The following is a 26,245-nucleotide window of genomic DNA, read 5'->3' on the forward strand; positions in this document are numbered from 1 at the left end:
GCAGGCAGTAATTCAGGTGACTGCACATGATTGATTTACAACTCGACGGCTTCAAGACCGACGAAAACGCCGCCATGGTGCTGCTGGTCGACGACCAGGCCATGATCGGGGAAGCCGTGCGGCGCGGCCTGGCCCATGAAGAAAATATCGACTTCCACTTTTGCGCCGACCCGCACCAGGCGATCTCCCAGGCGATTCGCATCAAGCCGACGGTGATTCTGCAAGACCTGGTCATGCCCGGCCTCGACGGCCTGACCCTGGTGCGCGAATACCGCAATCACCCGGCCACGGCGAATATCCCGATCATCGTGCTCTCCACCAAAGAGGACCCGCTGATCAAGAGCGCAGCCTTTGCGGCCGGCGCCAACGATTACCTGGTCAAGCTGCCGGACAATATCGAACTGGTGGCGCGCATTCGCTATCACTCGCGCTCCTACATGACCCTGTTGCAGCGGGACGCGGCTTACCGCGCGTTGCGGGTCAGCCAGCAACAGTTGCTGGACACCAACCTGGTGCTGCAACGGCTGATGAATTCCGATGGTTTGACCGGGCTGTCCAATCGCCGTCACTTCGACGAATACCTGGAACTGGAATGGCGCCGTGCCATGCGCGACCAGACCCAACTCTCCTTGTTGATGATCGACGTGGACTTCTTCAAGACCTTCAACGACAGCTTCGGTCACGTCGAAGGCGACGAAGCGCTGCGCAAGGTCGCCGCCACCATCCGCGATGCCAGCAGCCGTCCTTCGGACCTGCCGGCGCGTTACGGCGGTGAAGAATTCGCCCTGGTGCTGCCCAACACCTCGCCGGGCGGTGCGCGGCTGGTCGCGGAAAAACTGCGCATGGCGGTGGCCGCGCTGAACATCCCGCATATCGCGCCGGCGGAAGGCGCGAGCCTGACCATCAGCATTGGCTTGTCGACTCTGACCCCGGTGCAAGGTACGGATTGCCGCCAGTTGATCATGGCAGCGGACAAGGGGTTGTACATGGCAAAGAACAATGGGCGCAATCAGGTCGGCATCGAGTAACTCAAGGCCGGCTCAGAGCCAAATGTGAGAGGGGGCTTGCCCCCGATGGCGGTGTGTCAGCTCAGGATAAACTGACAGACAGACTGCATCGGGGCACAGGTATCTACACAATTTTGCAGCAGCCTCCGGTAACCACGATGCGAAGCGAGCCGCTCTTGATCTTGATCTTAAGCGCCCCGTTAAACCACGCTGGCCGGAATTCGGCATTGATTTGGAGGGTAAACCGGCAGGGATGCCGGTTTAGCCGCCCCGCGCCATGATGGCGCGTGGCGGCGGCCCTCCAAATCAATGTCGGATTACGGGCACACCGAGCCTAGGCGAGGTGCCGAGTGGTGGGGCAAGAGCCCTTTTGGTTACTTTTGGGGCTCTTTTCCAAATCGGCATAGGGGGCGGCCATCTGGCCGCTCCCCTGCCACACCACCCGGCATGCGGGTCCGCACCGGGCGGTTCGAGAAGTTCAGGTTAACTGAGGCGGGGAAGCCCCAGCCGATCAAACCACGCGACCGTCAGAACGCTATGAATCAGCCCGGCGCTGTTGTGCCAGATCCTGTGGCTATCCACCGCTATTTGCGCAGCTAGATCCGGGGTCGCCCCCATCCTGCACAGCTCACGATAGGTCGTCCTGCCGGTCTTCCACTGCTTGAGCTGGATTGCCCTGAGTCTTCGACGTATCCATCCATCCAGCCGTTTCCACATCGCTATGGTTTGCGACAGGCAGAAATACGCCTTCCAGCCCAGTAGGTACGGCCTCAATCTTCCAATGACCTGCTCCAGGCTTCGACCGCCGTTACGCGAAGTCAATTCCCGGATGCGTTGTTTGAAAGCCTGGAGTGCCTTGTTTGTTGCCCAGCGCCTGATCTTTCCGTCGGGTGTCAGCCAGAAGCCGTACCCAAGGAATTTTCGACCGAACACACTGGCAACTGCGCTCTTGCCTTCGTTCATGCGCAACCCAAGGCGACCGTAGAGGCGTTGGAGCACTGCCATCACCCGCAGGCCGGCTTTGGGGCTGCGTACATAAACATTGGCATCGTCCGCATACCTGACGAAGCAATGACCTCTTCGTTCCAGTTCCTTGTCCACTTCATCCAGCACCACATTCGCCAACAGCGGTGAAAGCGGGCCGCCTTGCGGCGTCCCCTGCCTGTTGATCACTACGTCTTTTCCGATCAACGTCCCGCAGTTCAGGTAGGCCCGGATCAGGCACAGTACGCCCCGATCAGTCACCCTCCTGCTCAGTCGGGCGATCAGCAGGTCATGGTTGACGCAATCGAAAAACTGCTCGATATCGACATCCACCACAACCTGACGCCCCGAATGGATATATTGCTGCGCCGCCAGAACGGCCTGGTGAGCGCTGCGCCCCGGACGAAAGCCGTAGCTGTGTTCACTGAAACCAGGATCCAGCAACGGCTGGAGAACCTGCAATAGTGCCTGCTGAATGAGTCTGTCCGTGACCGTCGGGATGCCAAGCTTGCGCTCGCCACCATCCGGTTTCGGGATCAGGACCCTGCGCACGGGAGCAGGCCGGTATTCACCTGCCAGTAACTGGCTGCGTATTCCCGGCCATGCCGTTTTCAGGTGTTGCACGGTTTCGTCGATCGTCAGACCGTCCACACCCGCAACACCTTTGTTAGAACGCACCCGTTTGAGGGCAAGCAGTAAGTTTTCTTTGCTAAGGGCTGCTTGTAGCAGCCCCTCTCCTGTGGGGTTTGGATCATGTCGCGGACAGCCAGCTTCAACGCTGGACGCGCAGCTTGGAGATTCACCCTTCGCCGTCGCTTCCCGCCCCGGTTGCCCGGGCATCTGTTGCATGGCCTGCTGTATCGTCATGTCAAACCGCTTTTCTTCTCGTTTGGTCCTTCACTGCCAAGCAGCTACTACGACCTCTGCTGACTTCTCGCTCCGGCTCACACCGTCGCCCTTTCAGGCATGAGGCGAGATCTCCCCGGGTAAGAACGCCATCCTTCACCTCACAACCGCCGCATTTACGTATCCGGCCTTTAGGCCACAAGAGCTTCGCAGGCACTTGGCTGCTCGCCCTGACCGAATCCGCCTCAGATGCGATTCGTGTACCTCGGCTCGAGGTTTATGCTCCACGCTTCCTCCCCACAGTCGGTCACCCTTCTGCAGTTGCGCTTCGCTTCGTTCGCTGTGGCCAGCTTACGAGAGGACTTTCACCTCCAAGATGGCGCCCATGCCGGGCGCACAAGTGACCCGCCGTAAGGGCGGAACCCTAAGCCGCCGTTACCGCAGCAACGGATATGTACTCGCTCTGATCCAACATAATGGTCTGCTGCCAGGCCGCCATCGGGGGCAAGTCGAATCGTCGCACCGCCCCTCCCACATTTAGATCTTCATTGGCCTTGGGATTGTGTACAAATCCGCGCCTTTTCGGCTAGGCGGGCTGCCGTTTCCAGGCGTTTGCCGTTATACTCGCCGGCTTTCAAAAGTTCGCCAACGAGTGCTGCCCGCCATGGAAATCAACCCGATCCTGAACACCATCAAGGACCTGTCCGAGCGCTCCGAAACTATTCGGGGGTATCTTTGACTACGATCAAAAGCATGAGCGTCTGACCGAAGTCAATCGCGAGCTTGAAGATCCGAGTGTCTGGAACAAACCTGAATATGCCCAGGAACTGGGCCGCGAGCGCGCTGCGCTGGCGCAGATCGTCGACACGCTCGACGAGCTGAACACCGGCCTGGCCGACTGCCGCGACCTGCTGGACATGGCCGTCGAAGAAGATGACGAAGGCGCAGTGGGCGATGTCGTCGCCGAGCTGGCCCGTCTCGAGGAAAACCTCGCCAAGCTTGAATTTCGCCGCATGTTCAGCCACGAAATGGACCCGAACAACGCCTACCTGGACATCCAGGCCGGTTCCGGCGGCACCGAGGCTCAGGACTGGGCCAACATCCTGCTGCGCATGTACCTGCGCTGGGCCGACAAACGCGGTTTCGACGCGACCATCATGGAACTGTCCGCCGGTGAAGTAGCGGGCATCAAGGGCGCCACCGTGCACATCAAGGGTGAATACGCCTTTGGCTGGCTGCGTACCGAGATCGGCGTACACCGCCTGGTGCGCAAGAGCCCGTTCGACTCCGGTAACCGTCGCCATACCTCGTTCTCCGCTGTTTTCGTCTCGCCAGAGATCGATGACAAGGTGGAAATCGAGATCAACCCGGCCGACCTGCGTATCGACACCTACCGCTCCTCCGGTGCCGGTGGCCAGCACGTAAACACCACCGACTCGGCCGTCCGTATCACCCACGTACCGACCAACACCGTGGTCAGTTGCCAGAACGAGCGTTCCCAGCACGCGAACAAGGACACCGCCATGAAAATGTTGCGGGCCAAGTTGTACGAGCAGGAAATGCAGAAGCGCAACGCCGCTTCTCAAGCACTGGAAGACACCAAGTCGGACATCGGCTGGGGTCACCAGATCCGCTCCTATGTGCTCGATGCGTCGCGGATCAAGGATTTGCGCACTAACATCGAACGCAGCGACTGCGACAAGGTGCTCGACGGCGATATCGACGAATACCTGGAAGCCAGCCTGAAATCGGGCCTCTAAAGAACCCTGTAGGAGCGGGGGGGACGCCTAGTCCTTGCCTCGCGATCCCCAGCCGAAGGCTGGGGAAAACGTATCTGTGATGGAATTTCAAAAGACATGAGCGACCAACAACTCGACCCGCAAGCCCTGCAACAGGAAGAAAACTCCCTGATCGCCCTGCGCAAGGAAAAGCTTGCTGCCGAGCGCGCCAAGGGTAACGCCTTCCCCAACGACTTCCGCCGCGAAAACTACTGCGATGCCTTGCAGAAGCAGTACGCGGACAAGACCAAGGAAGAGCTGGCAGAAGCGGCGATCCCGGTCAAGGTGGCGGGTCGCATCATGCTCAACCGTGGCTCGTTCATGGTGATCCAGGACATGACCGGGCGTATCCAGGTCTACGTCAACCGCAAGACCCTTTCCGAAGAAACCCTGGCCTCGGTGAAAACCTGGGACATGGGCGACATCATCGCCGCCGAAGGCACCCTGGCCCGTTCCGGCAAGGGCGACCTGTATGTCGAAATGACCAGCGTACGCCTGCTGACCAAGTCGCTGCGCCCGCTGCCGGACAAGCACCACGGCCTGACCGACACCGAGCAGCGCTACCGCCAGCGCTACGTTGACCTGATCGTCAACGAAGACGTGCGCCAGACCTTCCGCGTGCGTTCGCAAGTCATCGCCCACATCCGCAGCTTCCTGATGCAGCGTGACTTCCTCGAAGTGGAAACGCCGATGCTGCAGACCATCCCCGGTGGTGCCGCAGCCAAGCCGTTCGAAACCCACCACAATGCGCTGGACCTGCCAATGTTCCTGCGTATCGCGCCGGAGCTGTACCTCAAGCGCCTGGTGGTTGGCGGCTTCGAGAAGGTGTTCGAGATCAACCGCAACTTCCGTAACGAAGGCGTCTCGACCCGACACAACCCTGAATTCACCATGTTGGAGTTCTACCAGGCCTACGCCGACTACGAAGACAACATGGACCTCACCGAAGAACTGTTCCGTGAGCTGGCGCAGCTTGTTCTCGGGACTACCGACGTGCCGTACGGCGACAAGGTCTTCCACTTCGGCGAGCCGTTCGTGCGCCTGTCGGTGTTCGACTCGATCCTCAAGTACAACCCTGAGCTGACCGCCGATGATCTGAACGACATCGACAAGGCCCGTGCCATCGCCAAGAAAGCCGGCGCCAAGGTGCTGGGCTTCGAAGGCCTGGGCAAACTGCAGGTGATGATTTTCGAGGAGCTGGTGGAGCACAAGCTGGAACAGCCGCACTTCATTACCCAGTACCCGTTCGAAGTGTCGCCGCTGGCCCGTCGCAACGATGACAACCCGAACGTCACCGACCGTTTCGAGCTGTTCATCGGTGGCCGCGAAATCGCCAACGCCTATTCCGAGCTGAACGACGCGGAAGATCAGGCCGAGCGCTTCATGGCCCAGGTGGCCGACAAGGACGCCGGCGACGACGAAGCCATGCACTACGATGCCGACTTCGTACGTGCGCTGGAATACGGCATGCCGCCAACCGCCGGTGAAGGTATCGGCATCGACCGCCTGGTGATGCTGTTGACCAACTCGCCGTCGATCCGCGATGTGATCTTGTTCCCGCACATGCGGCCACAAGCGTAACCGTAGCGAAATCCGAAGCCGCCTTTTATAAGGCGGCTTTTTTATGTGGCGTGTACTCGCGTCAAGCAAACAGCGCCAGGTTTTGTTCTATTCAAGGATGTGTGTGGTGAACCGCGTAATGGCTCAAGAAGGCGCCGCCGGCATTGCCGCTGCCGTGGCTGAAAGCGTCCAGTACCAAGGCCGCAAGGCCAGCCGCCGGGGCAGTGAACAACGCCGGCAAGACATTCTCGATGCGGCCATGCGCATCGTGGTCCGCGAGGGGGTCCGTGCCGTGCGCCACCGGGCGGTGGCGGCGGAGGCCGGCGTACCGTTGTCGGCGACCACCTACTATTTCAAAGACATCGATGACCTGCTCACCGACACCTTTGCCCAATACGTCGAGCGCAGCGCTGCCTTCATGGGCAAACTGTGGGTACGCAACGAAGGCCTGCTGCGCGAGATGGTCGCCTATGGCGATGGCAGCCCGGCGTCGCGTTCGCAGCTGGCCGATGACATTGCGCGGCTGACCGCCGACTACGTGCAGCGCCAACTGGCCAACCGCCGTGAATACCTGATGGCCGAACAGGCCTTCCGCCAGGAAGCCTTGTTGAATCCGCGCCTGGCCGAACTGGTACGCTCCCACCAGCAGATCCTGTTGCAGGGCACCGGGCAGTTTTTCCAGGTATTGGGCTCGCGCGAGCCGCAACAGGATGCCAAGGTGTTGACGGCGATTATCAGTCGGATGGAATATCAGGGCCTGTTGGGCGGCGCAGAGCCTCTGACCGGTGACGAGATGCTGGAGATACTCAAGCGTTACATGCACCTGGTATTGGCTTCGGTCTGATACCAGCAAGGCCACGTTTAAAGAGGAAGCACCGGGTGGACGATTACCAGCAGACGATACGCACCTTGTCCGATCGCATTGTGCTGGCGCAAACGCCGATCCGCGTCCTCGACGCCGTGAAGTGGGACGAGAATATTCGCCAGGGCTTTCTCAAGGCCAAGGGCAAGGCCATGCCCGCCGTGGATCGCGATTACTACCTGAACCGCCCGTTGTCGTTCGACTCCAGTGCGGTCAAGCTGGAATTCCAGAACATCGAGCGCGACATCACCCGCCGCCTCGGCCAGTTCAGCCCGGTAGGGCAGATCATGCGCCGTATGTGCCGGGAGTACCGCATGGTCGTGCGTATGCTCGAAGCCCGTGGCACCGAGGATTTCGGCCTGATTTCCCAGGAACTCTACGGCGCCGCGTCCGACGCCTTCCACGCCGGTGACCCGACCCTGGCCGACCTGGGCCTGATGCTCTCGGACTACCTGAACAATATCGACGGCCGTGGCGACCTCAAGGACGAAGCCAAGACCTTGACCGCCAAGGACGCCGTCGCCTTGCTGCAAACGCGCTTGAACAAAGTGTTCGGCGAGGCCGAAGAAACCATCCGCGTGTTCGAATCCGATGGCATCGTCGCCGACGCGGCGGCGGGCGCCGACTACATCAAGATCCGCGCCGACGCGATGTTCAACGACCGTGACGTGCGCGCCCTGGAAGTGCACGAAGGCCTGGTGCATGTGGGCACCACTCTCAATGGCCAGAACCAGCCGATCTGCACGTTCCTGTCCAAGGGCCCACCCTCATCCACCGTGACCCAGGAAGGCCTGGCGATCCTGATGGAGATCATCACGTTCGCCTCCTACCCCAGCCGGCTGCGCAAACTGACCAACCGCACCCGCGCCATTCATATGGTGGAGGAGGGCGCCGACTTCCTGCAGGTGTTCGAATTCTTCCGCGAGCAAGGCTTTGAAATGGCTGAAAGCTACGGCAACGCCAGTCGCGTGTTCCGTGGCTCGGTGCCCACTGGCTTGCCGTTTACCAAGGATCTGTCCTACCTCAAGGGCTTTATCATGGTCTACAACTACATCCAGTTGGCCGTGCGCAAGGGCAAGTTGGAGCAAGTGCCGTTGTTGTTCTGCGGCAAGACCACGCTTGAAGATATGCGCACCTTGCGCCAACTGGTCGATGAAGGCCTGGTGGTGCCGCCCAAATACCTGCCCGAACAGTTCCGCGACATGAACGCACTGGCTGCGTGGATGTGCTTCTCCAACTTCCTCAACCATTTGAGCCTGGACCGCATCGAGGCGGACTACTCCAATATCCTGTAAGGATGCTGGCTATTTTCAACTCACCCACGAGGCTTCAACGGATGAGAATCCTCGGCATTCTTTGCCTGCTACTCACATTGAACGGCTGCAGCTCCCTGCTGTTCTACCCGGAGCCCGGCCTGCCGTTCACGCCGCAAAAAGCCCACCTTGCGTACCGCGACGTCACCCTCACCACCGCCGACGGCGTAAAGCTGCACGCCTGGTGGCTACCCGCCAAGCCCGGCGTGCCACTCAGAGGCACGGTGCTGCACCTGCACGGCAATGGCGGCAATCTGGCCTGGCATCTGGGCGGGAGTTGGTGGTTGCCGGAGCAGGGCTACCAAGTGCTGTTGCTCGACTATCGCGGCTATGGGCTCTCCGAAGGCAAGCCGTCATTGCCGGCGATTTATCAGGATGTGGACGCCGCGTTCAGTTGGCTCGATCAGGCGCCCGAAGTCCGCGGCCAGCCGCTGATCGTCCTTGGCCAGAGCCTGGGCGGTGCGTTAGCCGTGCATTATCTGGCGGCCCACCCCGAGCGCCAGTCCCGGCTCAAGGCCCTGGTATTGGATGGCGTGCCCGCCAGTTATCGTGACGTGGGACAATTTGCCCTGAGCACGTCCTGGTTAACATGGCCGTTGCAGGTCCCTCTGTCCTGGCTGGTGCCCGACGCCGACAGCGCGATCAACGCCATGCCCCGACTGACTGGCGTGCCCAAGCTGCTGTTTCACAGCCTGGATGATCCGATCGTGCCCTTGGCCAACGGTATCCGCCTGTACCAGGCGGCACCGGCGCCCAGGGTGTTGCAACTGACGCGAGGTGGGCATGTGCAGACATTTGCCGACAAGACCTGGCAAACCGTGATGCTGCGTTACCTGGATGACCCGCTGCACTTCAACGGCCTGCGGCGTCTCGGCGAAATCCCGAATTATCCCCTACCTGAAGCTGACCCATCAGAGAGCCCGCAATGAGTGAAGAGCGCAACATGATCCCGCTGATTCTCACTGGCATCGGCACCATCATCGGTACTGTCGGTTGCCTGTGGTACTACGGCTACCTGCACTTCGCCAAGCCGGAGGATGCGCTGTTGCTCAGCGATTTCACGATGCTCAAGACCGTGCCGGGTGAGGACTACAAAATCTCGTTGACCCCTGCCGCTCAAGTGGCACAGTGCATTGATGGCGTATTGGTGATGTTCGACACCGACCAGAAAGGCCTGAGTGGCGTGCTGGTGAATAACAAGAAACAGGCAGTGCGGTGCATTGGGCAGGAAACTCCGCAGTTGCAGCAGTGAAATATGCCTCCCTACCGTGGGAAACCACCCTCGTCTTTACAGATTATTGATTTCACGCGTGTCAGCCCCTGAGCCGGGCGGAACCATCCTGGCCCACCCACCACTGATTATGCACTGATTGGCAAGGCTGATCGGTCCATTAATTCACAGGTTGGGGTTAGCATTTATGACAGGAATCAACGGTATCTCGGGCGGCGCAAACATGGGCGGCATGGGCGGCACAGGTGGTGTGGGCGGTGCAGGCAATGGCCAGGGAAGCTCCCAAGGCCTCGACCGGCAGATTAAGGATGTACAAAATCAAATTCAGGAACTTAAAACTAAAGGTGCTCAAGGCAACCAGGGAAATAGCGGTGCCGGTGGTGAAGACCCCCTCAAGGCATTGGAGGAGCTGCTGAAGAAGCTGCTCGCACAGAAGGCAGGTGGCGCGCAGGGCGCTCAAGATGCCCAGGGTGGTCAAGGCGCGGAAGATGGCCAGAGCGGCGGGCAGGGCGCGGGCCAGGGCCAGATCCAGCAGCCGGACTATCAAGGTTCAGGCCAGATCGGCGGCTGATCAAAGCCTCTGAGAAAAACCGCCCATAGGGGCGGTTTTTTATGATCCAGATGTCCAGTCGCCGCTCTCGGCAGGAATGCCTGGAACCTTATTTCGTCAGATACCACACAAGGCGTTGTCACTCACACGGTTTGAGGCGAGGATGGAATTCAAGATTCCAGTACTGGAAAATATGCTGATCATGGCAAGACAGCACCTGGCGCTCGAAGAGGAAGCCGCTCGCCGGTACAAGCGCGATGGCCAGATGGATAAGCCGCCGGGTGCGCAGATTCAAATGCCGGCTGACGATACCGGTCGAACCGTCCAGTTCGACGAGCCCAAAAAAAACCCACCATGAGGTGGGTTTTTTTATGCCGCTTCAATCCATCAGTTAGCGACGGAAGAACGTGGCTTGACCGGTTGGTTGTCGTTGGAGATGGTCACTTCAACGCGGCGGTTCATTGCACGGCCCGATACGCTGCCGTTGTCGGCAACCGGGTATTCCTTGCCGTAGCCCTGGGTCACGATGCGCGAGATATCCACGCCTTGCTGTGCCAGTGCACGTTGCACGGAAGCCGCGCGGCGCTCGGACAGGCTCTGGTTGTACGAGTCGGAACCGGTGCTGTCGGTGTAGCCTTCGACGATCACTTTACGGTCCGGGTTGTCGCGCAGAAACTGAGCCAGCTTGGTGATATTCACCAGGCCGCTGGACTTCAGGTCGGATTTGTTGGTGGCGAACAGTACGTCACCAAAGGTCACCAGGGTGCCGCGATCGGTTTGCTTGGCGTTCAAGCTGTCTTGCAGTTGCTTGATCTGCGCGTCACGGGCGTCCAGCAGGGCGCGGGCACGTTCGTCGCCAGCGTTTTTCAGCTTGGCTTCGGACTCACGCAGAGAAATGGTGTCTTTGGCCACTTCTACACGCTGGTTGGTCAGGTAAGCCAACTGGTCGACTTTCTTCTCGTCTTCCTTGTCGCGGTAGGCCTTGTCTGCCTTGTCCAGCCACTCGCTGGCGTCTTTGGTTTCCAGCGCCGCGAGCTTGGTAGCCTGTGGATTGGTTTGCAGGGCCGTGAAATTGGTCCGTGCGTTTTCCAGATTTGCGTTCGGCGGGGTGGAGCAGGCTGCCAAGGCAACGCTCATCGCCAACAGGGCAGGGATCATCAATTGTTTACGCATAGTCGTGTCGTCCTTTTAATTCGATATCAGGTGCGATGCAGTCAAGGGGCAGCGGCTTACTTCTGCTGGATAGCAGCCGGGCGCATGCCTTCCTTACGCAACTCGTCAACTGCTTTCTGGGAATCCTTCACCGCTTGCTCAGCCTTGGCAGCCTGGGCTTTACGCTCAGCGACACGAGCGTCCCACTCGGCTTGTTCAGCCAACTGACGCGCTTTGTCGTAGTTCTTGTCGTGCATGGCGATTTCGGCTTCTTTGAGCTTGTCCTGGGCCGACTTCATTTCCACGGCTGCAAACTCGGTACCGCCGGCGCTGACCGCGCTGTTGACCGCAGATTGGGTCACTGCGTATTGCTCGGTCGGCGGGTTACCGGCACAGCCAGCCAGAACGAAGCTGGTGCCGATTGCCAGCGCGGCCAATTTGAGCCCGCGCAGGTGGTTAAACGAGGATTTGGCAGTGCTGGTCTTCATCGTCTTCAACTCCATTGGATAACTCCTGAAAAATCCATCTTGGCGTTCGTTTGCGGGCCCGGCGGTTAAGCACATGACGCCAGTTCAAACGAGCGTTCCAAGTGATGGCTTACTGGCTGTGACCGGATGCTTTTTTCAAAAGTTCAGCGGAGATGGCGATTTGCCTAAAAAAATATCTGACTGAATGGTCAGCATCAGAAAATTGGAACTTTCACCCCGCGCAGTGGTACCCCGGGCCGCTGAAAGGCCCGGAATACAGGGGTTGAATCGGTTTGAATAAGGGGAGATCAGTGCTGCGGTTCGTCAGCACTCGCAGATAAATCATGCAGATAGCGGCGCGACAACGTCAGAAAGCGCGGTGTGGGCCCGACGTCTTCATACAGCGGATCGCCTTCCTCATCGGTGGCAATCACCTGCTGGCCCTTGACGTAGGGAAAGCTGGCTTCCAGCTCTTCGAGGGCGGCGCCGATCAATTCGCCAAGCAGTTCTTCGGTGTGGCGCTTGGGGTACATTTCGGCAAGGGCGGCCAGCCGCGCGGCGGCTTCTACGTCCAGATGAATCGCGTATTGGGTTTGGGTCAGTCGACCCTTGGCGGTTTCTTCCCAATGCTGGGGCAGGTCTTGAATTTTCATGGCAACCTCAATAATGAGTGACCAGCCACCGGTGTGGATAACCCGGCGCCTTAACCTTGAGACTAGCTGCAAGCCGCAAGGTTTAAAGTGTCTTGTCAGAAAGCGCCGCCGACGGCACTCTGGAACACCTGCGCGTCCCGGATTTCTGGCTGGAGATTGGCTGATGAGTGATATCGATGCACGCTTGCGTGAGGATGTTCACCTGCTGGGTGAACTGTTGGGCAACACCATTCGAGAGCAATACGGCGATGCTTTTCTCGACAAGATCGAGCAGATCCGTAAAGGCGCCAAGGCTGACCGGCGCGGCGCGGGCGCTGAGCTCAGCGCGAGCCTGAATCAGCTGCAGGAAGATGAACTGCTGCCTGTAGCGCGGGCCTTCAACCAGTTCCTCAACCTGGCCAACATTGCCGAGCAGTACCAGTTGATTCATCGGCGCGATGAATCGCAGCCGGCGCCCTTCGAGTCCCGTGTGCTGCCGGAGTTGCTGGCCCGTCTGCAACGCGAAGGCCACAGTGACGAATCCCTGGCCCGCCAATTGGCGCGGCTGGAGATCGAGTTGGTCCTCACCGCCCACCCCACCGAAGTCGCGCGCCGCACGCTGATCCAGAAATATGACGCGATTGCCGCGCAACTGGCGCTGCAGGACCACCGTGACCTCACCAGCGCCGAACGCGAGCAGATCCGTGAACGCTTGCAACGCCTGATCGCCGAGGCGTGGCACACCGAAGAAATCCGCCGCGTCCGGCCCACGCCGGTGGATGAAGCCAAATGGGGCTTTGCGGTCATCGAGCATTCGTTGTGGCAGGCGATTCCCAATTATTTGCGCAAGGCCGACCAGGCCTTGCACGCCGCCACCGGTTTGCGTCTGCCGCTGACGGCCGCGCCGATTCGATTTGCCTCGTGGATGGGCGGCGATCGGGACGGCAACCCGAATGTCACGGCGCCGGTCACCCGCGAAGTGCTGCTGCTGGCGCGCTGGATGGCGGCGGATTTGTATCTGCGCGATATCGATCAGCTCGCCTCCGAGCTGTCCATGCAGCAGGCCAGCCCGGCATTGCAGGCTCAGGTGGGGGACAGCGTCGAGCCTTACCGCGCCTTGCTCAAGCAACTGCGCGAACGCCTGCGCGCCACGCGCCAATGGGCCCATGCCGCGTTGAGTGGCCCTGCACCGGCACCGGCGCAGGTGTTGCAGGACAATCGCGACCTGCTCGGCCCCTTGGAGCTGTGCTATCAGTCGCTGCATGAGTGCGGCATGGGCGTGATTGCCGATGGTCCGTTGCTCGACTGCCTGCGCCGCGCCGTCACGTTCGGCCTGTTCCTGGTCCGCCTGGATGTGCGCCAGGATTCCACGCGTCACTCGTCGGCCATGACCGAAATCACCGATTACCTTGGCCTGGGTCGGTATGAAGACTGGGACGAAGACACGCGCATCAACTTCCTGAGCAAAGAACTGACCAATCGTCGACCGCTGCTGCCGGGTTATTTCAACCCGTCGGCGGACACCGCTGAGGTGTTGAACACCTGCCGCGAAATCGCCGCTGCACCGGCCGCATCGTTGGGCTCCTATGTGATTTCCATGGCCGGCGCCGCATCGGACGTGCTGGCGGTGCAGTTGCTGCTCAAAGAGTCGGGCGTACAGCGGCCAATGCGCGTCGTGCCGCTGTTCGAGACCCTGGCCGACCTGGATAACGCCGGGCCGGTGATGGAGCGACTGTTGCAACTGCCGGGCTATCGCGCGCGGTTGCATGGCCCGCAGGAAGTGATGATCGGCTATTCGGACTCGGCCAAGGACGCAGGCACTACCGCCGCCGCCTGGGCGCAGTACCGGGCACAGGAACGGCTGGTGGATATCTGCCGTGAGCAACAAGTGGAATTGCTGTTGTTCCACGGTCGTGGGGGCACCGTCGGCCGTGGCGGTGGCCCGGCGCATGCGGCGATCCTGTCGCAGCCGCCGGGCTCGGTGGCGGGGCGGTTCCGCACCACCGAACAGGGCGAGATGATCCGCTTCAAGTTTGGCCTGCCGGATATCGCCGAACAGAACCTCAACCTCTACCTGGCGGCGGTACTCGAAGCCACGCTGTTGCCACCGCCGCCACCGGAGCCGGCCTGGCGTCATCTGATGGACGAATTGGCGGCCGACGGCGTCAGCGCCTACCGCGCGGTGGTGCGGGAAAATCCGCAATTCGTCGAGTATTTCCGCCAGTCCACGCCGGAGCAGGAGCTCGGGCGTTTGCCGCTTGGCAGTCGACCCGCGAAGCGGCGCGCCGGCGGTATTGAAAGCCTGCGCGCGATTCCCTGGATCTTCGGCTGGACCCAGACCCGCCTGATGCTGCCCGCCTGGCTCGGCTGGGAAGCGGCATTGAGCAAAGCCCTGGAGCGCGGCGAGGGTGAATTGCTGGGGCAGATGCGCGAGCAGTGGCCGTTCTTCCGCACGCGCATTGATATGCTGGAAATGGTGCTGGCCAAGGCCGACGCCGATATCGCCCGCCTCTATGATGAGCGCCTGGTGCAGCCCGACTTGCTGCCATTGGGTGCGCACTTACGCGACCTATTGTCGCAGGCGTGTGACGTGGTACTTGGCCTGACTGGCCAGTCGCAGCTGTTGGCCCACAGTCCGGACACCCTGGAGTTCATCCGCCTGCGCAACACCTACCTCGACCCCTTGCACCTGCTGCAGGCCGAATTGCTTGCTCGCTCGCGCCAACGCGAAGCGGCGCAGGACAGCCCTCTGGAACAGGCGCTGCTGGTGTCCGTCGCCGGTATTGCCGCCGGTTTGCGCAACACCGGTTGAGGTTTTTCGCCTGTTCTCAATAGCTTGCGAATCAACCGCGACGACCGCCCTGAAACGGGCGGTCGTTGTTTGAGGGGGTAGGTTGCGCCCAGGCAAACCCTTTGGCTGACGCATGCCTGGCGCGGGTTTCTGCTACTTTTGGCGGCTTGTGTGGTAAGGGCCTGCTGTGTATCTTGATCAGCCTTTGGCCGTTTGATCGGCCTGGAACCACATTTTTACGAGATTGGCCCCACGCGGCGAATCCGAGCGTCATCTCTATAAAAAATTGAGGAGCACATCGATGCGCGTCATTCTGCTGGGAGCTCCCGGGGCCGGTAAAGGTACTCAGGCAAAGTTCATCACTGAAAAATTCGGCATTCCACAAATCTCCACCGGCGACATGCTGCGCGCGGCCGTCAAGGCCGGCACCGAGCTGGGCCTGATCGCCAAGAGCGTGATGGACAGCGGCGGCCTGGTCTCGGATGACCTGATCATCAACCTGGTCAAGGAACGCATCAGCCAGGAAGACTGCAAGAACGGTTTCCTGTTCGACGGCTTCCCGCGCACCATTCCCCAGGCTGAAGCCCTGGTGAAAGCGGGCGTCGAGTTGGACGCGGTGGTCGAGATCGCGGTTGAAGACGAAGAAATCGTCCAGCGTATCGCCGGTCGCCGCGTTCACGAAGGTTCGGGCCGCGTGTACCACATCGTCTACAACCCGCCGAAAGTGGCCGGCAAGGACGATGTCACCGGTGAAGACCTGGTGCAGCGCAAAGACGACACCGAAGAAACCGTGCGTCATCGCCTGTCGGTCTACCATTCCCAGACCAAGCCGCTGGTGGATTTCTACCAGAAGCTGTCCGCTGCACAGGGCAAGCCTAAATACAGCCATATTCCTGGCGTCGGCTCCGTGGAAGCGATCACTGCCAAGGTGCTGCAAGCACTGAGCTGATGCGTTGATCGGCTGCATTCACAACGGCCCGCTTGCGGGCCGTTGTTGTTTATACTGGCGCACTTTTTTTCGACTTGGACACCCACACCCATGAGCACCCTGCTGGCCCTGGACACCGCGACTGAAGCTTGCTCCGTGGCCTTGCTGCACGACGGCAAGGTAACGAGCCACTACGAGGTGATCCCGCGGCTGCACGCGCAGAAGCTGCTGCCCATGATCAAGCAATTGCTGGAAGACGCCGGAACCAGCCTGGCCGCCGTGGATGCCATCGCGTTCGGCCGTGGCCCCGGCGCGTTTACCGGCGTGCGGATTGCCATTGGCGTGGTGCAGGGCCTGGCGTTTGCGTTGGAGCGTCCGGTATTGCCGGTCTCCAACCTCGCGGTACTGGCCCAACGTGCGCTGCGTGAGCATGGCGCCACGCAAGTGGCGGCGGCGATTGATGCGCGCATGGACGAAGTCTATTGGGGCTGCTACCGCGAGAGTGCCGGTGAAATGCGCCTGGTTGGCGTGGAAGCCGTGCAAGCGCCGGAGTCATCGGTACTGCCCGATGATGCCAGCGGCGACTGGTTCGGTGCCGGGACTGGCTGGGGCTATGGCGAGCGTATGGGAGTGCAGCTGGCGAATCAGGACGCTGCGATGCTGCCCCATGCCGAAGACCTGCTGACCCTTGCACGCTTTGCTTTCGAGCGCGGCGAGGCGATTGCGGCGGATCTGGCGGCGCCGGTCTACCTGCGCGATAAAGTCGCACAGACCAAGGCAGAGCGAGGGATTATTTGACGCCAGAATTGCGGTAAATCTGCGGCAAATAGCGCCAATCGTCAGAATTTGCGCAGGGTTTCAAACCTTTTTCCAATTATGTGTTCTAGTTATCACCAGAGCATTTGCGCGCTACGGATCGCGCCACTAAAATGCCATTACTGATAGCGAGTTCGCGCCTATGCGTATTGATGGCTTTTCCTCACAGTCGTACCCAATCAAACGTAAGCCGCGTAAGGCTAACGTTACTGTGGACGACTCCGTCGAGGACTCGCCAGACTTCATTGAAGTCCACTCCGACGCGCAGCCCAGCACCCAAGCCCGCATCAGCGGTCTTCCCGCCCGTCAGCAAGACATGGTCTTCCCCCGCTCCATGAGCAAAAGCGTTGCCACTGCCCTGACCAGCTACCTGACCACCGCTGGCTTTGTCGAATGGGATATGGAAGTGCTGGGTCTCGATATCCACATCTGATGCGTCTGCCTTACTACATCGGCTGCCCGTCCTGGAGTGAGAACGCCTGGCGAGAATATCTGTATCCCGCCGATGCACGCTCCAATGATTACCTTGCACTCTATTCCCAAGTCTTCAACGCGGTTGAAGGCAACACCACGTTTTACGCGCGCCCCTCGGTCGCCACGGTGCAGCGCTGGGCCGAGATCATGCCCGAGCACTTTCGCTTCACCGCCAAATTCCCGGGTGATATCAGCCATGCCGGTGACTTGCGCGAGCAGTTGCCGGCGGCGGAAAGCTTCGTCGGCTTGATGAGCCCCTTGGGCGAGCGCGTTTCGCCGCTGTGGCTGCAACTGTCAAAGGCTTTCACCCCGCAGCGCCTCGGTGAGCTGGCCGGATTCCTCGATGGCATCGATCGCCCGCTGGCCGTTGAAGTTCGCCACGAAGAGTTCTTCGCCAAAGGCGAGGCCGAGCGCAGGCTGAACCGCCTGCTGCGCGATCGCGGTGTCGAACGCGTCTGTCTCGATCCGCGCGCGCTGTTCAGTTGCACCTCCACCTCGGCGGCCGTCCTGCATGCCCAATCGAAAAAGCCCAGGGTGCCTCCGCGCCCGGCGGCGCTGACTCTGTTTCCCCAAGTGCGCTTTATCGGGCATCCCGAGCTTGAAGCCAACGACCCGTTCCTGGTGCCCTGGGTCGAAAAGATCGCCAGCTGGATCGAAGAGGGGCGCACCCCCTATATGTTCCTGCACACCTCGGACAACCGCCTCGCCGCGCAATTGGCCTTGCGTTTCCACGACCAGTTGATGGCACGCTTGCCAGGGCTCGCGCCGCTGCCGACCTTGCATCGAGAACCCGTCGCGGAGCAACTGGGGTTACTCTAGGGCTTCTTTCCCGCCAGGAGTCAGTCATGGATGCCCAAACCCTTCGCGCCGAAACCTTCAAAGCCTTGCACGAGCGCGACCGTGCCTTTGTCATGCCCAATCCGTGGGACGCCGGCTCCGCCATCATGCTTGCCAGCCTGGGCTTCGAAGCGTTGGCCACCACCAGCGCGGGCTTTGCGTTCAGCCTGGGACGGCCGGATGCGGAAGGCGCGCTGTCGCTGGAAGACACCCTGGGCAATGCCGGAGCCATTGTTCGGGCGACTTCGCTGCCAGTCGCCGCTGACTTGGAAAACGGCTTCAGCGACACCCCCGAAGGCTGTGCCCAGACCATCCTGCGCGCCGCCGCCACCGGTATCGTCGGTGGCTCCATCGAAGATGCCACCGGGGTTGCCGTCGATCCGATCTACCCCTTCGACCTCGCCGTCGAGCGCATCGAGGCTGCCGTTGCCGCTGCCCGCAGCCTGGGGTTTCCCTTCACGCTGACGGCTCGTGCAGAAAACTTTCTGCACGGTCGCCCGGACTTGCCCGACACCATTCGCCGCCTGCAAGCCTACGCCGAAGCGGGCGCCGATGTGCTGTATGCGCCGGGCCTGCGCAGTGCCGAAGAGGTGTTGGCGGTGGTCAAGGCCGTCGCGCCCAAGCCGGTGAATGTATTGATGTCCGGTGGCCTGAACCTCAGCGTCGCGCAGTTGAACGAACTGGGCGTGCGGCGCATCAGCGTGGGCTCGGCCCTGGCCCTGGCGGCCTATGGCGAGTTTTATCGGGCGGCGCAGGAAATCTACGGATTGGGCACCTTTACCTTTACCGAGCGCAAGATGCCGTTCGACCAGGCCAATCGATTCTTCAAAGGCTAAGCGGTGCGGTCGATCAGGTGGATGGGCGCGTTGCTGGTGCTCGGCGGCGCGCTGGCCGTGGGCGTATGGCGCGGCTGGGTGCCGTTGCCCCATGAATGGAACCCATGGGCGCCGCTGGATGTGCGCGTCAGTCCGAACCTGTTGACGCGCTACAAACTGGGGCGGCTGCAGGATGATCCCGCGCTGTGCGACCAGGTGCTGACAACCTCGGGGTTGCGGGTGAGCCATCAGGCCGACTCGCGCGCCGACGCCGCTTGCCCCCTGCGCAGCACGTTGAGGGTACAGGGCGCAGAGGTTGGCTTGAGCAGCAGCTTCCTGGCCAGTTGCCCACTGGCGGTAGCGTTTGCCCTGTTCGAGCGCCACAGCCTGCAACCGGCGGCTCAGGCGATATACGGCCAAGCGGTGACGCGGGTCGATCACCTGGGCAGTTTTGCCTGTCGCAATGTCTACAACCGCGCCGAAGGCCGACTCAGCCAGCACGCGTCGGCCAATGCATTGGATATCGCCGGGTTTCGCCTGGCTGATGGGCGCCGTATCAGTGTGCTCAAGGACTGGCCGGGGCAGGGCGCTGACGCGCGATTTTTACGTCAGGTGCGTGACGGCGCGTGTCACGCTTTCAATGGGGTGTTGAGCCCCGACTATAACGCCGCGCACCGTAACCACTTCCATCTGGATATGGGCCGCTGGTGGATGTGTCGCTAAGCGTCAGGCGGCCAGGCGCAGGTTGTTGGCGATCAGCGGGCGTGCCCAGTGGTAGTCAAAATCCAGGGCCTTCTGTTGTTCTGCCAGATCCTGTTCGGTGAACGGCGTCGCGGCTGGTGGCAACAAGTCCAGCTCGAACTCGGCAATCGGCAAGTGCAGCGGGCGGGGTTGCGGCGCCGGGCCCGGCTCAGCGACGGGTTGACCCGCATTCAGCACAATCGGGCGTACCCAGCCGCTTTCGAAATTCTGTTGGCGTTGCTGGGCGATGATGTCTTCATCAGGAAATGGCGGCGCTGCGGGTGGCAGCAACTCGGTCTCGAGTTCGGCAATCGGCAGGAACAGCGGCTCAGGCGGGGCGATCACGGTGTCTTTTACGTCGCACTCGCGCTGGGTGAGGATCTGCGCGAGCAGGTCGGCGCCTTCGCTGGGTTCCACCGCCGGGTCTTTCGGTGCAGTCGCCGTGGCGGCCAGCGCGCCCGGCGTGGCACCGAGCTGCTCGGCCAGGGCGCGGGCGAAGAAGTCCTGCCACACATGGCTCACCCCGGCCAGCGCTTGAGTATTGCGCAGGCCGTAGTGGTTGTGGGTCGGCAGTACACCGATAGTTAGGGGAAGAATGTCTGACATTTTTTTCGGTCGACGCTCAGCTCTGGCAAAATACCTGACTGTTGTTTTTATCGGCCGGTGTTTGCCGATCCTTAATATTTTTGAGCGTAGCGATTGATGAGCGAACAACCAGCGGCCAGCCGCATTCGGGTCGAGGCTTTGGCCGAAGGATTCCAGGCCCGCGCCGAGCAGTGGGCGGCGCTGCTTGGCTTGCCTGTGCAACTCGATGATGCGGATTTTTCCCTGCAAGTCGGGGAACAAGGCCTGCAGTTGCAACAGCTCGGGCCTGACGCGCCAGGGCCGGTGCGGGTCGACTTTATCGAAGGCGGCGCAGCGCACCGGCGGCTGTACGGCGGCGGCAGCGGGCAGATGATCGCCAAGGCCGTGGGCATCGCCCAAGGCGTTCGCCCGCGCGTGCTCGACGCCACGGCGGGCCTGGGCAAGGATGCCTTCGTGCTGGCCAGCCTGGGCTGCGAGATGAGCCTGGTCGAGCGCCAGCCGTTGATCGGCGCCTTGCTTGAAGATGGCCTGGCACGCGCTGCAGAGGATTTTGAAGTGGCGCCGATCGTGGCGCGGATGCAGCTGCTCAAGGGCAACTCCATCGAGGTGATGCTCAATTGGGCAGGCGAGCCGCCGCAGGTGATCTACCTTGACCCGATGTTCCCGCATCGTGAGAAAACCGCCCTGGTGAAGAAGGAAATGCGTCTGTTTCGGCCACTGGTCGGCGATGACCCTGACGCACCGGCCTTGCTCGCAGCGGCGTTGGCCCTGGCCAGCCACCGTGTGGTGGTCAAGCGCCCGCGCAAGGCACCGTGCATTGAGGGGCCCAAGCCGAGCCATGCGCTGGAGGGTAAATCCAGTCGGTACGATATTTATCCTAAAAAAGCACTCAAGCCCTGAGCTTTAAGCTGCAAGCGCGCTGAACTTGGCGCTTGCAGCTAACCACTTGCCGCTGCCCCTCGCCCATATGCCCGCATAAACAACCCCACCACCTCCTGCACATGCGCCTCGGCGTCCGCCTCGCTCAATTGCCCGCCACAGCCATACAGCAGACGGAAGTTCGCCGTGCCTTTGAGCAGGCAAAAGAAGTGCTCGGCCGCCTTGAAGGGTTTGTCGATGCTCAGGGCGCCACTCTCGTCGATTCGACTGAGCAGACGCTCCATGCCCTGCAACATGCGCATGGGCCCTGCTTCGAAGAAGATCTGCGAGAGTTTCACGTCCTGATTGCCGGTCGTCATCATCAGGCGATGCAGGTTCACCGACTCCTCGCTGTTGATCAGCCGATGAAACCCGCGCGCGATATTCAGCAGCACCGTTTGCACCGGCATCGCTTCGGGCAGTTCGAAATACATCACCGGCAATTGTTCCTCGCACTTGGCGACGACAGCGGCAGTGAACAAGGTTTCTTTGTCGGTGAAGTGGCTGTAGACGGTCAGTTTCGACACCCCCGCTTCAAGGGCCACAGCGTCCATGCTGGTACTGGCATAGCCATTGCCCAAAAACAGAACTTTGGCGGCGTCGAGGATTGCCTGGCGTTTTGCCATGTCCTTGGGGCGCCCGGGGCTATTGGTGTTTATAGGATTGTCGGACATTTTCACCTTTAATACTGGACTGGTGAGTTTGGTATTAATAACATACCGGCCAGTATAATTATTCCTAGCTTCATTTGCGAAAGGTCCTACAGCATGCGCAGCACTTTCCTGCCCCTTGCGTTGCCTGTCAGCTTGGTCTTCCTGTTAGCCGCCTGCGGCCACGAAGACGCGGTCCAAACCATCCTTCGCCCGGCCATGGTGGTGCAACCCCAGCCTTCGGCGCAGGCGATGGACAGCTATCCAGGTGAAGTGCGCGCCCGCTATGAACCGGATCTGGCCTTTCGCATCGGTGGCAAAGTCAGCAAGCGCCTGGTGGAAGAGGGCGAGCGGGTCAAGGCCAACCAGCCCCTGGCAGAGCTCGACCCCCAGGATGTGCGCCTGCAACTGGAAGCCTCCCGTGCCCAAGTGGCGGCTGCCCAAGCCAACCTGAGCCTGGTGCGCGCCGAGCGTGACCGCTACAAGACCCTGATGGAGCGTCAGATGGTTAGCCGGTCCCAGTACGACAATTCTGAAAATCTTTATCGAGCCGGTGAGGCACGTCTCAAGCAGATCAGCGCTGAATTCGACGTGTCCAGCAACCAGGCCGGCTATGCGGTGCTGCGTGCGCCCCAGGACGGTGTCGTCGCCAGGCGCGCGGTTGAAGTCGGCCAGGTCGTTTCCGCTGGCCAAACCGTGTTCACCCTGGCCACCGATGGCGAGCGTGAAGTGTTGATCAGCCTGCCTGAGCAAGGCTTCGGCCGTTTCAAGATCGGCCAGCCGGTGTCGGTTGAGCTGTGGAGCCAGCCGGATCAACGGTTTGCCGGGCGCATTCGCGAGCTGTCGCCCGCCGCCGACCCGAAGTCGCGCACCTTCGCTGCGCGGGTGGCGTTCACGGGCGGTAAAGTCCCGGCGGAACTCGGCCAGAGCGCCCGCGTATTCATACAGGTCGACGGTGTGATTCCACTGTCGGTGCCGCTGTCTGCCCTGAGTGCGGAGAACGGCGCGTCGTACGTCTGGCGTGTGCAGCCGGACAACACCCTCAAGCGCACACCCGTGCGCATCGGCGCGTTTGGCGAGAAGACCGTGCCGGTACTCGAAGGCCTGGCGCCCACCGACTGGGTGATTGCGGCGGGTGTGCATGTGCTCCATGAGGGGCAGCAAGTGCGCCCGGTGGATCGCGCCAACCGTGTGGTGAATCTGGCGGCCAAGGAGTAGTCCCCGATGGGTTTCAATCTTTCCGAGTGGGCGTTGCGTAATCGCCAGATCGTACTGTTCCTGATGATCCTGCTGGCGGTGGTCGGCACTTTGTCCTACACCAAGCTGGGGCAAAGCGAAGACCCTCCCTTCACCTTCAAGGCCATGGTGATCAAGACCAACTGGCCTGGGGCCACGGCCCAGGAAGTTTCACGCCAGGTCACCGAGCGCATCGAGAAAAAACTGATGGAAACTGGCGAGTACGAACGCATTGTCTCGTTCTCGCGGCCCGGCGAATCCCAAGTCACCTTCATCGCTCGTGATTCCATGCACTCGGCGCAGATTCCCGAGCTGTGGTACCAGGTGCGCAAGAAGATCAGCGATATCCGCCAGACCTTGCCGCCGGATATTCAGGGGCCGTTTTTCAACGATGAGTTCGGCACCACGTTCGGCAATATCTACGCCTTGACCGGCGACGGTTTCGACTACGCCGTGCTCAAGGACTACGCCGACCGCATCCAGATTCAGCTGCAACGGGTGCCGGACGTGGGCAAGGTTGAGCTGCTTGGCCTGCAGGACGAAAAGGTCTGGATCGAGCTGTCCAATCTCAAGCTCGCTACCCTCGGCCTGCCAATGGCCGCTGTGCAGCAGGCGCTGCAGGAGCAGAACGCGGTCTCCACCGCAGGCTTCTTTGAAACCCCGACCGAACGGGTGCAGTTGCGGGTGTCGGGTAACTTCAAGAGCGTGGAAGAGATCCGCAACTTTCCGATTCGGGTGGGCGAGCGAACCTTCCGCATCGGCGATGTGGCCGATATTCACCGTGGTTTCAATGACCCACCGGCACCGCGCATGCGCTACATGGGCGCCGACGCCATCGGCCTGGCCGTGGCCATGCGTGACGGCGGCGACATTCTGGTGCTGGGCAAGGCCCTGGAGCGTGAATTCGCACGATTGCAGAAGAATCTTCCGGCGGGCATGGAGTTGCGCAAGGTCTCCGATCAACCGGCAGCGGTGAAAACCAGTGTCGGCGAATTCGTCCAGGTGCTGGCTGAAGCACTGGCCATTGTGTTGCTGGTGAGCTTCTTTTCCTTGGGCGTGCGCACCGGCATGGTGGTGGCGTTGGCGATTCCGTTGGTACTGGCGATGACTTTCGCCGCCATGTACTACCTCGGCATCGGCCTGCACAAAATCTCCCTGGGCGCCCTGGTATTGGCCTTGGGTTTGCTGGTGGATGACGCAATCATCGCTGTGGAAATGATGGCGATCAAAATGGAGCAGGGCTACGACCGGCTCAAGGCCGCGAGTTTCGCCTGGACCAGCACCGCGTTCCCGATGCTCACCGGTACCTTGATCACGGCGGCGGGCTTCCTGCCGATTGCTACCGCGCAATCGAGTACTGGCGAATACACCCGCTCGATCTTTCAGGTGGTGACCATCGCTTTGCTGGCGTCCTGGGTTGCCGCCGTGGTGTTCGTACCATATCTGGGCGAAAAGCTCCTGCCGGACCTGGCGAAGATTCATGCGGCCAAACACGGCACCAACGGTCCTGACCCTTACGGCACGCCGTTCTACCAGCGCGTAAGACGATTGGTGGAGTGGTGCGTACGTCGGCGCAAGACGGTGATCGTCCTGACGCTGCTGTTGTTTATCGGCTCGGTTGCATTGTTCCGTTTCGTGCCGCAACAGTTCTTCCCGGCCTCCGGTCGCCTGGAACTGATGGTCGACCTGAAACTGGCCGAAGGTGCCTCCCTGAGCAACACTGCCGAGCAGGTCAAACGCCTCGAAACCTTGCTCAAGGAACACGCTGGCATCGGCAATTACGTGGCCTACGTGGGCACCGGTTCACCGCGCTTCTACCTGCCACTCGACCAGCAACTGCCGGCGGCCAGCTTCGCGCAATTTGTGGTGCTGGCCAACACCATCGAAGAGCGCGAAAGCCTGCGCACCTGGCTGATCGAAACCCTGAATGAACAGTTTCCCGAACTGCGTTCACGCGTCACTCGCCTGGAGAATGGCCCGCCGGTGGGCTACCCCGTGCAGTTTCGCGTGACCGGCGAGCACATCGAAGAAGTCCGCGCCCTGGCGCGCAAGGTGGCGACCAAGGTGCGCGAGAACACCCACGTGGTCAATGTGCATCTGGACTGGGAAGAGCCGAGCAAAATCGTCTACCTGAATATCGACCAGGACCGCGCCCGAGCACTGGGCGTGAGCACCGCCAATCTGTCGAAATTCCTGCAAAGCTCCCTGACCGGCAGCACCGTCAGCCAGTACCGGGAGGATAACGAGTTGATCGAAATCCTCCTGCGCGGCACCGTTCACGAACGCACTGAGTTGTCGCTGCTGCCCAGCCTGGCCGTACCCACCGACAACGGTAAAAGTGTGGCCTTGGCCCAGATTGCAACCCTTGAGTATGGCTTTGAGGAAGGCATCATCTGGCACCGTAACCGTTTGCCTACGGTGACCGTGCGCGCCGATATCTATGGCAAGGAACAACCGGCGACGCTGGTCCAGCAGATCCTGCCGACCCTTGAAGGCGTGCGTGCCGAGTTGCCTGACGGCTATTTGCTGGAGGTCGGTGGCACCGTGGAAGACTCTGCGCGCGGACAGAACTCGGTGAAGGCCGGCGTGCCGTTGTTTATCGTGGTGGTGCTGACCTTGCTGATGCTGCAACTGCGCAGCTTCTCACGCACCGCGATGGTGTTTCTGACTGCGCCCTTGGGCCTGATCGGCGTCACCCTGTTCCTGCTGGTGTTTCGTCAACCGTTTGGTTTCGTGGCGATGCTCGGCACCATCGCCCTGTCGGGGATGATCATGCGCAACTCGGTGATATTGGTCGACCAGATCGAACAGGACATCAAGGCAGGACTGGCGCCCTGGCAGGCGATCATTGAAGCCACGGTCCGACGCTTCCGGCCGATCGTGCTGACCGCACTTGCTGCGGTACTGGCGATGATTCCACTGTCGCGTAGTGTGTTCTTCGGGCCGATGGCGGTGGCAATCATGGGCGGGTTGATTGTGGCGACGGCGTTGACGCTGCTGTTTCTACCGGCGCTTTACGCCGCGTGGTTCAGGGTCAAGCGGCAATGATTGGAATCTTCGCAAGGAACGTTT

At 60.9% G+C, this 26,245-nt stretch carries 25 protein-coding genes; 19 read left to right on the forward strand and 6 right to left on the reverse strand.

Annotated features, from left to right (window positions below):
• Window positions 1-26 precede the first annotated feature (26 nt).
• A complete protein-coding gene (locus C4J84_RS06070; RefSeq protein WP_124369850.1) occupies window positions 27-1,028 on the forward strand; it encodes a diguanylate cyclase in 1,002 nt (333 codons plus the stop codon).
• Between the two features lie 462 nt (window positions 1,029-1,490).
• On the opposite strand, the gene ltrA is transcribed toward C4J84_RS06070, so the two are convergent.
• Window positions 1,491-2,858, reverse strand: coding sequence for a group II intron reverse transcriptase/maturase (ltrA, locus tag C4J84_RS06080; protein WP_124370008.1), 1,368 nt, complete (start codon window positions 2,856-2,858; stop codon window positions 1,491-1,493).
• Window positions 2,859-3,501: 643 nt separating this feature from the next.
• Between ltrA and prfB the strand changes: the two genes are divergently transcribed.
• The 8 genes from prfB (at window position 3,502) to C4J84_RS06125 (ending at window position 10,489) form a co-directional block, all read left to right on the forward strand.
• Window positions 3,502-4,597, forward strand: a protein-coding gene (gene prfB, locus C4J84_RS06090; RefSeq protein ID WP_100226016.1) for a peptide chain release factor 2 whose coding sequence is annotated in 2 segments (ribosomal slippage) — window positions 3,502-3,573 and window positions 3,575-4,597 — 1,095 coding nt in all. Because the reading frame shifts where the segments join, the coding sequence is not laid out codon by codon here.
• Window positions 4,598-4,693: 96 nt separating this feature from the next.
• Window positions 4,694-6,196, forward strand: a complete 1,503-nt coding sequence (gene lysS, locus C4J84_RS06095) for a lysine--tRNA ligase (protein WP_124369851.1) — start codon at window positions 4,694-4,696, stop codon at window positions 6,194-6,196.
• Between the two features lie 106 nt (window positions 6,197-6,302).
• Window positions 6,303-7,019: a TetR/AcrR family transcriptional regulator gene (locus C4J84_RS06100; RefSeq protein WP_124366085.1), complete on the forward strand. Its 717-nt coding sequence runs from the start codon at window positions 6,303-6,305 to the stop codon at window positions 7,017-7,019.
• A gap of 35 nt (window positions 7,020-7,054) precedes the next feature.
• On the forward strand, window positions 7,055-8,332 hold the full coding sequence (locus tag C4J84_RS06105; RefSeq protein ID WP_124361575.1) for a flavohemoglobin expression-modulating QEGLA motif protein: 1,278 nt from the start codon (window positions 7,055-7,057) through the stop codon (window positions 8,330-8,332).
• 41 nt (window positions 8,333-8,373) lie between these two features.
• Complete coding sequence (locus tag C4J84_RS06110) at window positions 8,374-9,279, forward strand: alpha/beta hydrolase (RefSeq protein WP_124369852.1); 906 nt, start codon at window positions 8,374-8,376, stop codon at window positions 9,277-9,279.
• Complete coding sequence (locus tag C4J84_RS06115) at window positions 9,276-9,602, forward strand: hypothetical protein (RefSeq protein WP_124435062.1); 327 nt, start codon at window positions 9,276-9,278, stop codon at window positions 9,600-9,602. Before C4J84_RS06110 ends, C4J84_RS06115 begins: the two co-directional genes overlap by 4 nt.
• Before the next feature lie 166 nt (window positions 9,603-9,768).
• Window positions 9,769-10,152, forward strand: a complete 384-nt coding sequence (locus tag C4J84_RS06120; protein ID WP_177412740.1) for a hypothetical protein — start codon at window positions 9,769-9,771, stop codon at window positions 10,150-10,152.
• A gap of 142 nt (window positions 10,153-10,294) precedes the next feature.
• Window positions 10,295-10,489 carry a hypothetical protein gene (locus C4J84_RS06125; protein WP_124369853.1) on the forward strand — a complete coding sequence of 65 codons (195 nt, stop codon included), beginning with the start codon at window positions 10,295-10,297 and terminating at the stop codon, window positions 10,487-10,489.
• A gap of 29 nt (window positions 10,490-10,518) precedes the next feature.
• Here C4J84_RS06125 and C4J84_RS06130 read toward each other — a convergent pair whose 3' ends face one another.
• The 3 genes from C4J84_RS06130 to C4J84_RS06140 form a co-directional block, all read right to left on the reverse strand.
• Window positions 10,519-11,304 carry an OmpA family protein gene (locus C4J84_RS06130; protein WP_104501912.1) on the reverse strand — a complete coding sequence of 262 codons (786 nt, stop codon included), beginning with the start codon at window positions 11,302-11,304 and terminating at the stop codon, window positions 10,519-10,521.
• A 56-nt stretch (window positions 11,305-11,360) separates the two neighbouring features.
• Window positions 11,361-11,786, reverse strand: a complete 426-nt coding sequence (locus C4J84_RS06135) for a DUF4398 domain-containing protein (protein WP_124361579.1) — start codon at window positions 11,784-11,786, stop codon at window positions 11,361-11,363.
• 272 nt (window positions 11,787-12,058) lie between these two features.
• Complete coding sequence (locus tag C4J84_RS06140; protein ID WP_124369854.1) at window positions 12,059-12,403, reverse strand: pilin assembly protein; 345 nt, start codon at window positions 12,401-12,403, stop codon at window positions 12,059-12,061.
• Window positions 12,404-12,566: 163 nt separating this feature from the next.
• Here C4J84_RS06140 and ppc point away from each other — a divergent pair, with 163 nt between their 5' ends.
• From ppc to C4J84_RS06175, 7 genes are all read left to right on the forward strand, one after another.
• Window positions 12,567-15,194, forward strand: coding sequence for a phosphoenolpyruvate carboxylase (ppc, locus tag C4J84_RS06145; protein ID WP_124369855.1), 2,628 nt, complete (start codon window positions 12,567-12,569; stop codon window positions 15,192-15,194).
• A gap of 280 nt (window positions 15,195-15,474) precedes the next feature.
• A complete protein-coding gene (gene adk / locus C4J84_RS06150) occupies window positions 15,475-16,122 on the forward strand; it encodes an adenylate kinase (RefSeq protein ID WP_124369856.1) in 648 nt (215 codons plus the stop codon).
• Window positions 16,123-16,212: 90 nt separating this feature from the next.
• Window positions 16,213-16,899 (forward strand): tRNA (adenosine(37)-N6)-threonylcarbamoyltransferase complex dimerization subunit type 1 TsaB, encoded by a 687-nt coding sequence (gene tsaB / locus C4J84_RS06155; protein ID WP_124369857.1) that lies wholly within the window; start codon window positions 16,213-16,215, stop codon window positions 16,897-16,899.
• A gap of 160 nt (window positions 16,900-17,059) precedes the next feature.
• The gene (locus tag C4J84_RS06160) at window positions 17,060-17,350 is read left to right on the forward strand and encodes a hypothetical protein (protein ID WP_124435063.1); all 291 of its coding nucleotides are present in this window, start codon (window positions 17,060-17,062) and stop codon (window positions 17,348-17,350) included.
• Window positions 17,350-18,210 carry a DUF72 domain-containing protein gene (locus tag C4J84_RS06165; protein WP_124435064.1) on the forward strand — a complete coding sequence of 287 codons (861 nt, stop codon included), beginning with the start codon at window positions 17,350-17,352 and terminating at the stop codon, window positions 18,208-18,210. The genes C4J84_RS06160 and C4J84_RS06165 overlap by 1 nt, the downstream gene beginning before the upstream one ends.
• A gap of 26 nt (window positions 18,211-18,236) precedes the next feature.
• Window positions 18,237-19,064: an oxaloacetate decarboxylase gene (locus C4J84_RS06170; RefSeq protein ID WP_124435065.1), complete on the forward strand. Its 828-nt coding sequence runs from the start codon at window positions 18,237-18,239 to the stop codon at window positions 19,062-19,064.
• 21 nt (window positions 19,065-19,085) lie between these two features.
• The gene (locus C4J84_RS06175; RefSeq protein ID WP_124369860.1) at window positions 19,086-19,766 is read left to right on the forward strand and encodes an extensin family protein; all 681 of its coding nucleotides are present in this window, start codon (window positions 19,086-19,088) and stop codon (window positions 19,764-19,766) included.
• A gap of 3 nt (window positions 19,767-19,769) precedes the next feature.
• Here C4J84_RS06175 and C4J84_RS06180 read toward each other — a convergent pair whose 3' ends face one another.
• Window positions 19,770-20,390 (reverse strand): energy transducer TonB, encoded by a 621-nt coding sequence (locus C4J84_RS06180; RefSeq protein WP_124369861.1) that lies wholly within the window; start codon window positions 20,388-20,390, stop codon window positions 19,770-19,772.
• 96 nt (window positions 20,391-20,486) lie between these two features.
• Between C4J84_RS06180 and C4J84_RS06185 the strand changes: the two genes are divergently transcribed.
• A complete protein-coding gene (locus C4J84_RS06185) occupies window positions 20,487-21,269 on the forward strand; it encodes a class I SAM-dependent methyltransferase (RefSeq protein ID WP_124369862.1) in 783 nt (260 codons plus the stop codon).
• A gap of 38 nt (window positions 21,270-21,307) precedes the next feature.
• On the opposite strand, the gene C4J84_RS06190 is transcribed toward C4J84_RS06185, so the two are convergent.
• On the reverse strand, window positions 21,308-21,961 hold the full coding sequence (locus tag C4J84_RS06190) for a TetR/AcrR family transcriptional regulator (RefSeq protein ID WP_124369863.1): 654 nt from the start codon (window positions 21,959-21,961) through the stop codon (window positions 21,308-21,310).
• 93 nt (window positions 21,962-22,054) lie between these two features.
• Here C4J84_RS06190 and C4J84_RS06195 point away from each other — a divergent pair, with 93 nt between their 5' ends.
• Both C4J84_RS06195 and C4J84_RS06200 read left to right on the forward strand, forming a co-directional pair.
• Complete coding sequence (locus tag C4J84_RS06195) at window positions 22,055-23,155, forward strand: efflux RND transporter periplasmic adaptor subunit (RefSeq protein WP_124369864.1); 1,101 nt, start codon at window positions 22,055-22,057, stop codon at window positions 23,153-23,155.
• Window positions 23,156-23,161: 6 nt separating this feature from the next.
• Complete coding sequence (locus C4J84_RS06200) at window positions 23,162-26,221, forward strand: efflux RND transporter permease subunit (RefSeq protein WP_124369865.1); 3,060 nt, start codon at window positions 23,162-23,164, stop codon at window positions 26,219-26,221.
• Window positions 26,222-26,245: the final 24 nt, after the last annotated feature.

The organism is Pseudomonas sp. R11-23-07 (genome assembly GCF_003852295.1).
Classification (GTDB): Bacteria; Pseudomonadota; Gammaproteobacteria; order Pseudomonadales; family Pseudomonadaceae; genus Aquipseudomonas.

Coding starts and splice junctions, on each gene's coding strand:
- C4J84_RS06070 (WP_124369850.1), top strand. CDS start 27: ATGATTGATTTACAACTCGACGGCTTCAAGACCGACGAAAACGCCGCC.
- ltrA (WP_124370008.1), bottom strand. CDS start 2,858: ATGACGATACAGCAGGCCATGCAACAGATGCCCGGGCAACCGGGGCGG.
- lysS (WP_124369851.1), top strand. CDS start 4,694: ATGAGCGACCAACAACTCGACCCGCAAGCCCTGCAACAGGAAGAAAAC.
- C4J84_RS06110 (WP_124369852.1), top strand. CDS start 8,374: ATGAGAATCCTCGGCATTCTTTGCCTGCTACTCACATTGAACGGCTGC.
- C4J84_RS06115 (WP_124435062.1), top strand. CDS start 9,276: ATGAGTGAAGAGCGCAACATGATCCCGCTGATTCTCACTGGCATCGGC.
- C4J84_RS06120 (WP_177412740.1), top strand. CDS start 9,769: ATGACAGGAATCAACGGTATCTCGGGCGGCGCAAACATGGGCGGCATG.
- C4J84_RS06125 (WP_124369853.1), top strand. CDS start 10,295: ATGGAATTCAAGATTCCAGTACTGGAAAATATGCTGATCATGGCAAGA.
- C4J84_RS06130 (WP_104501912.1), bottom strand. CDS start 11,304: ATGCGTAAACAATTGATGATCCCTGCCCTGTTGGCGATGAGCGTTGCC.
- C4J84_RS06135 (WP_124361579.1), bottom strand. CDS start 11,786: ATGGAGTTGAAGACGATGAAGACCAGCACTGCCAAATCCTCGTTTAAC.
- C4J84_RS06140 (WP_124369854.1), bottom strand. CDS start 12,403: ATGAAAATTCAAGACCTGCCCCAGCATTGGGAAGAAACCGCCAAGGGT.
- ppc (WP_124369855.1), top strand. CDS start 12,567: ATGAGTGATATCGATGCACGCTTGCGTGAGGATGTTCACCTGCTGGGT.
- adk (WP_124369856.1), top strand. CDS start 15,475: ATGCGCGTCATTCTGCTGGGAGCTCCCGGGGCCGGTAAAGGTACTCAG.
- tsaB (WP_124369857.1), top strand. CDS start 16,213: ATGAGCACCCTGCTGGCCCTGGACACCGCGACTGAAGCTTGCTCCGTG.
- C4J84_RS06160 (WP_124435063.1), top strand. CDS start 17,060: ATGCGTATTGATGGCTTTTCCTCACAGTCGTACCCAATCAAACGTAAG.
- C4J84_RS06165 (WP_124435064.1), top strand. CDS start 17,350: ATGCGTCTGCCTTACTACATCGGCTGCCCGTCCTGGAGTGAGAACGCC.
- C4J84_RS06170 (WP_124435065.1), top strand. CDS start 18,237: ATGGATGCCCAAACCCTTCGCGCCGAAACCTTCAAAGCCTTGCACGAG.
- C4J84_RS06175 (WP_124369860.1), top strand. CDS start 19,086: ATGGGCGCGTTGCTGGTGCTCGGCGGCGCGCTGGCCGTGGGCGTATGG.
- C4J84_RS06180 (WP_124369861.1), bottom strand. CDS start 20,390: ATGTCAGACATTCTTCCCCTAACTATCGGTGTACTGCCGACCCACAAC.
- C4J84_RS06185 (WP_124369862.1), top strand. CDS start 20,487: ATGAGCGAACAACCAGCGGCCAGCCGCATTCGGGTCGAGGCTTTGGCC.
- C4J84_RS06190 (WP_124369863.1), bottom strand. CDS start 21,961: ATGTCCGACAATCCTATAAACACCAATAGCCCCGGGCGCCCCAAGGAC.
- C4J84_RS06195 (WP_124369864.1), top strand. CDS start 22,055: ATGCGCAGCACTTTCCTGCCCCTTGCGTTGCCTGTCAGCTTGGTCTTC.
- C4J84_RS06200 (WP_124369865.1), top strand. CDS start 23,162: ATGGGTTTCAATCTTTCCGAGTGGGCGTTGCGTAATCGCCAGATCGTA.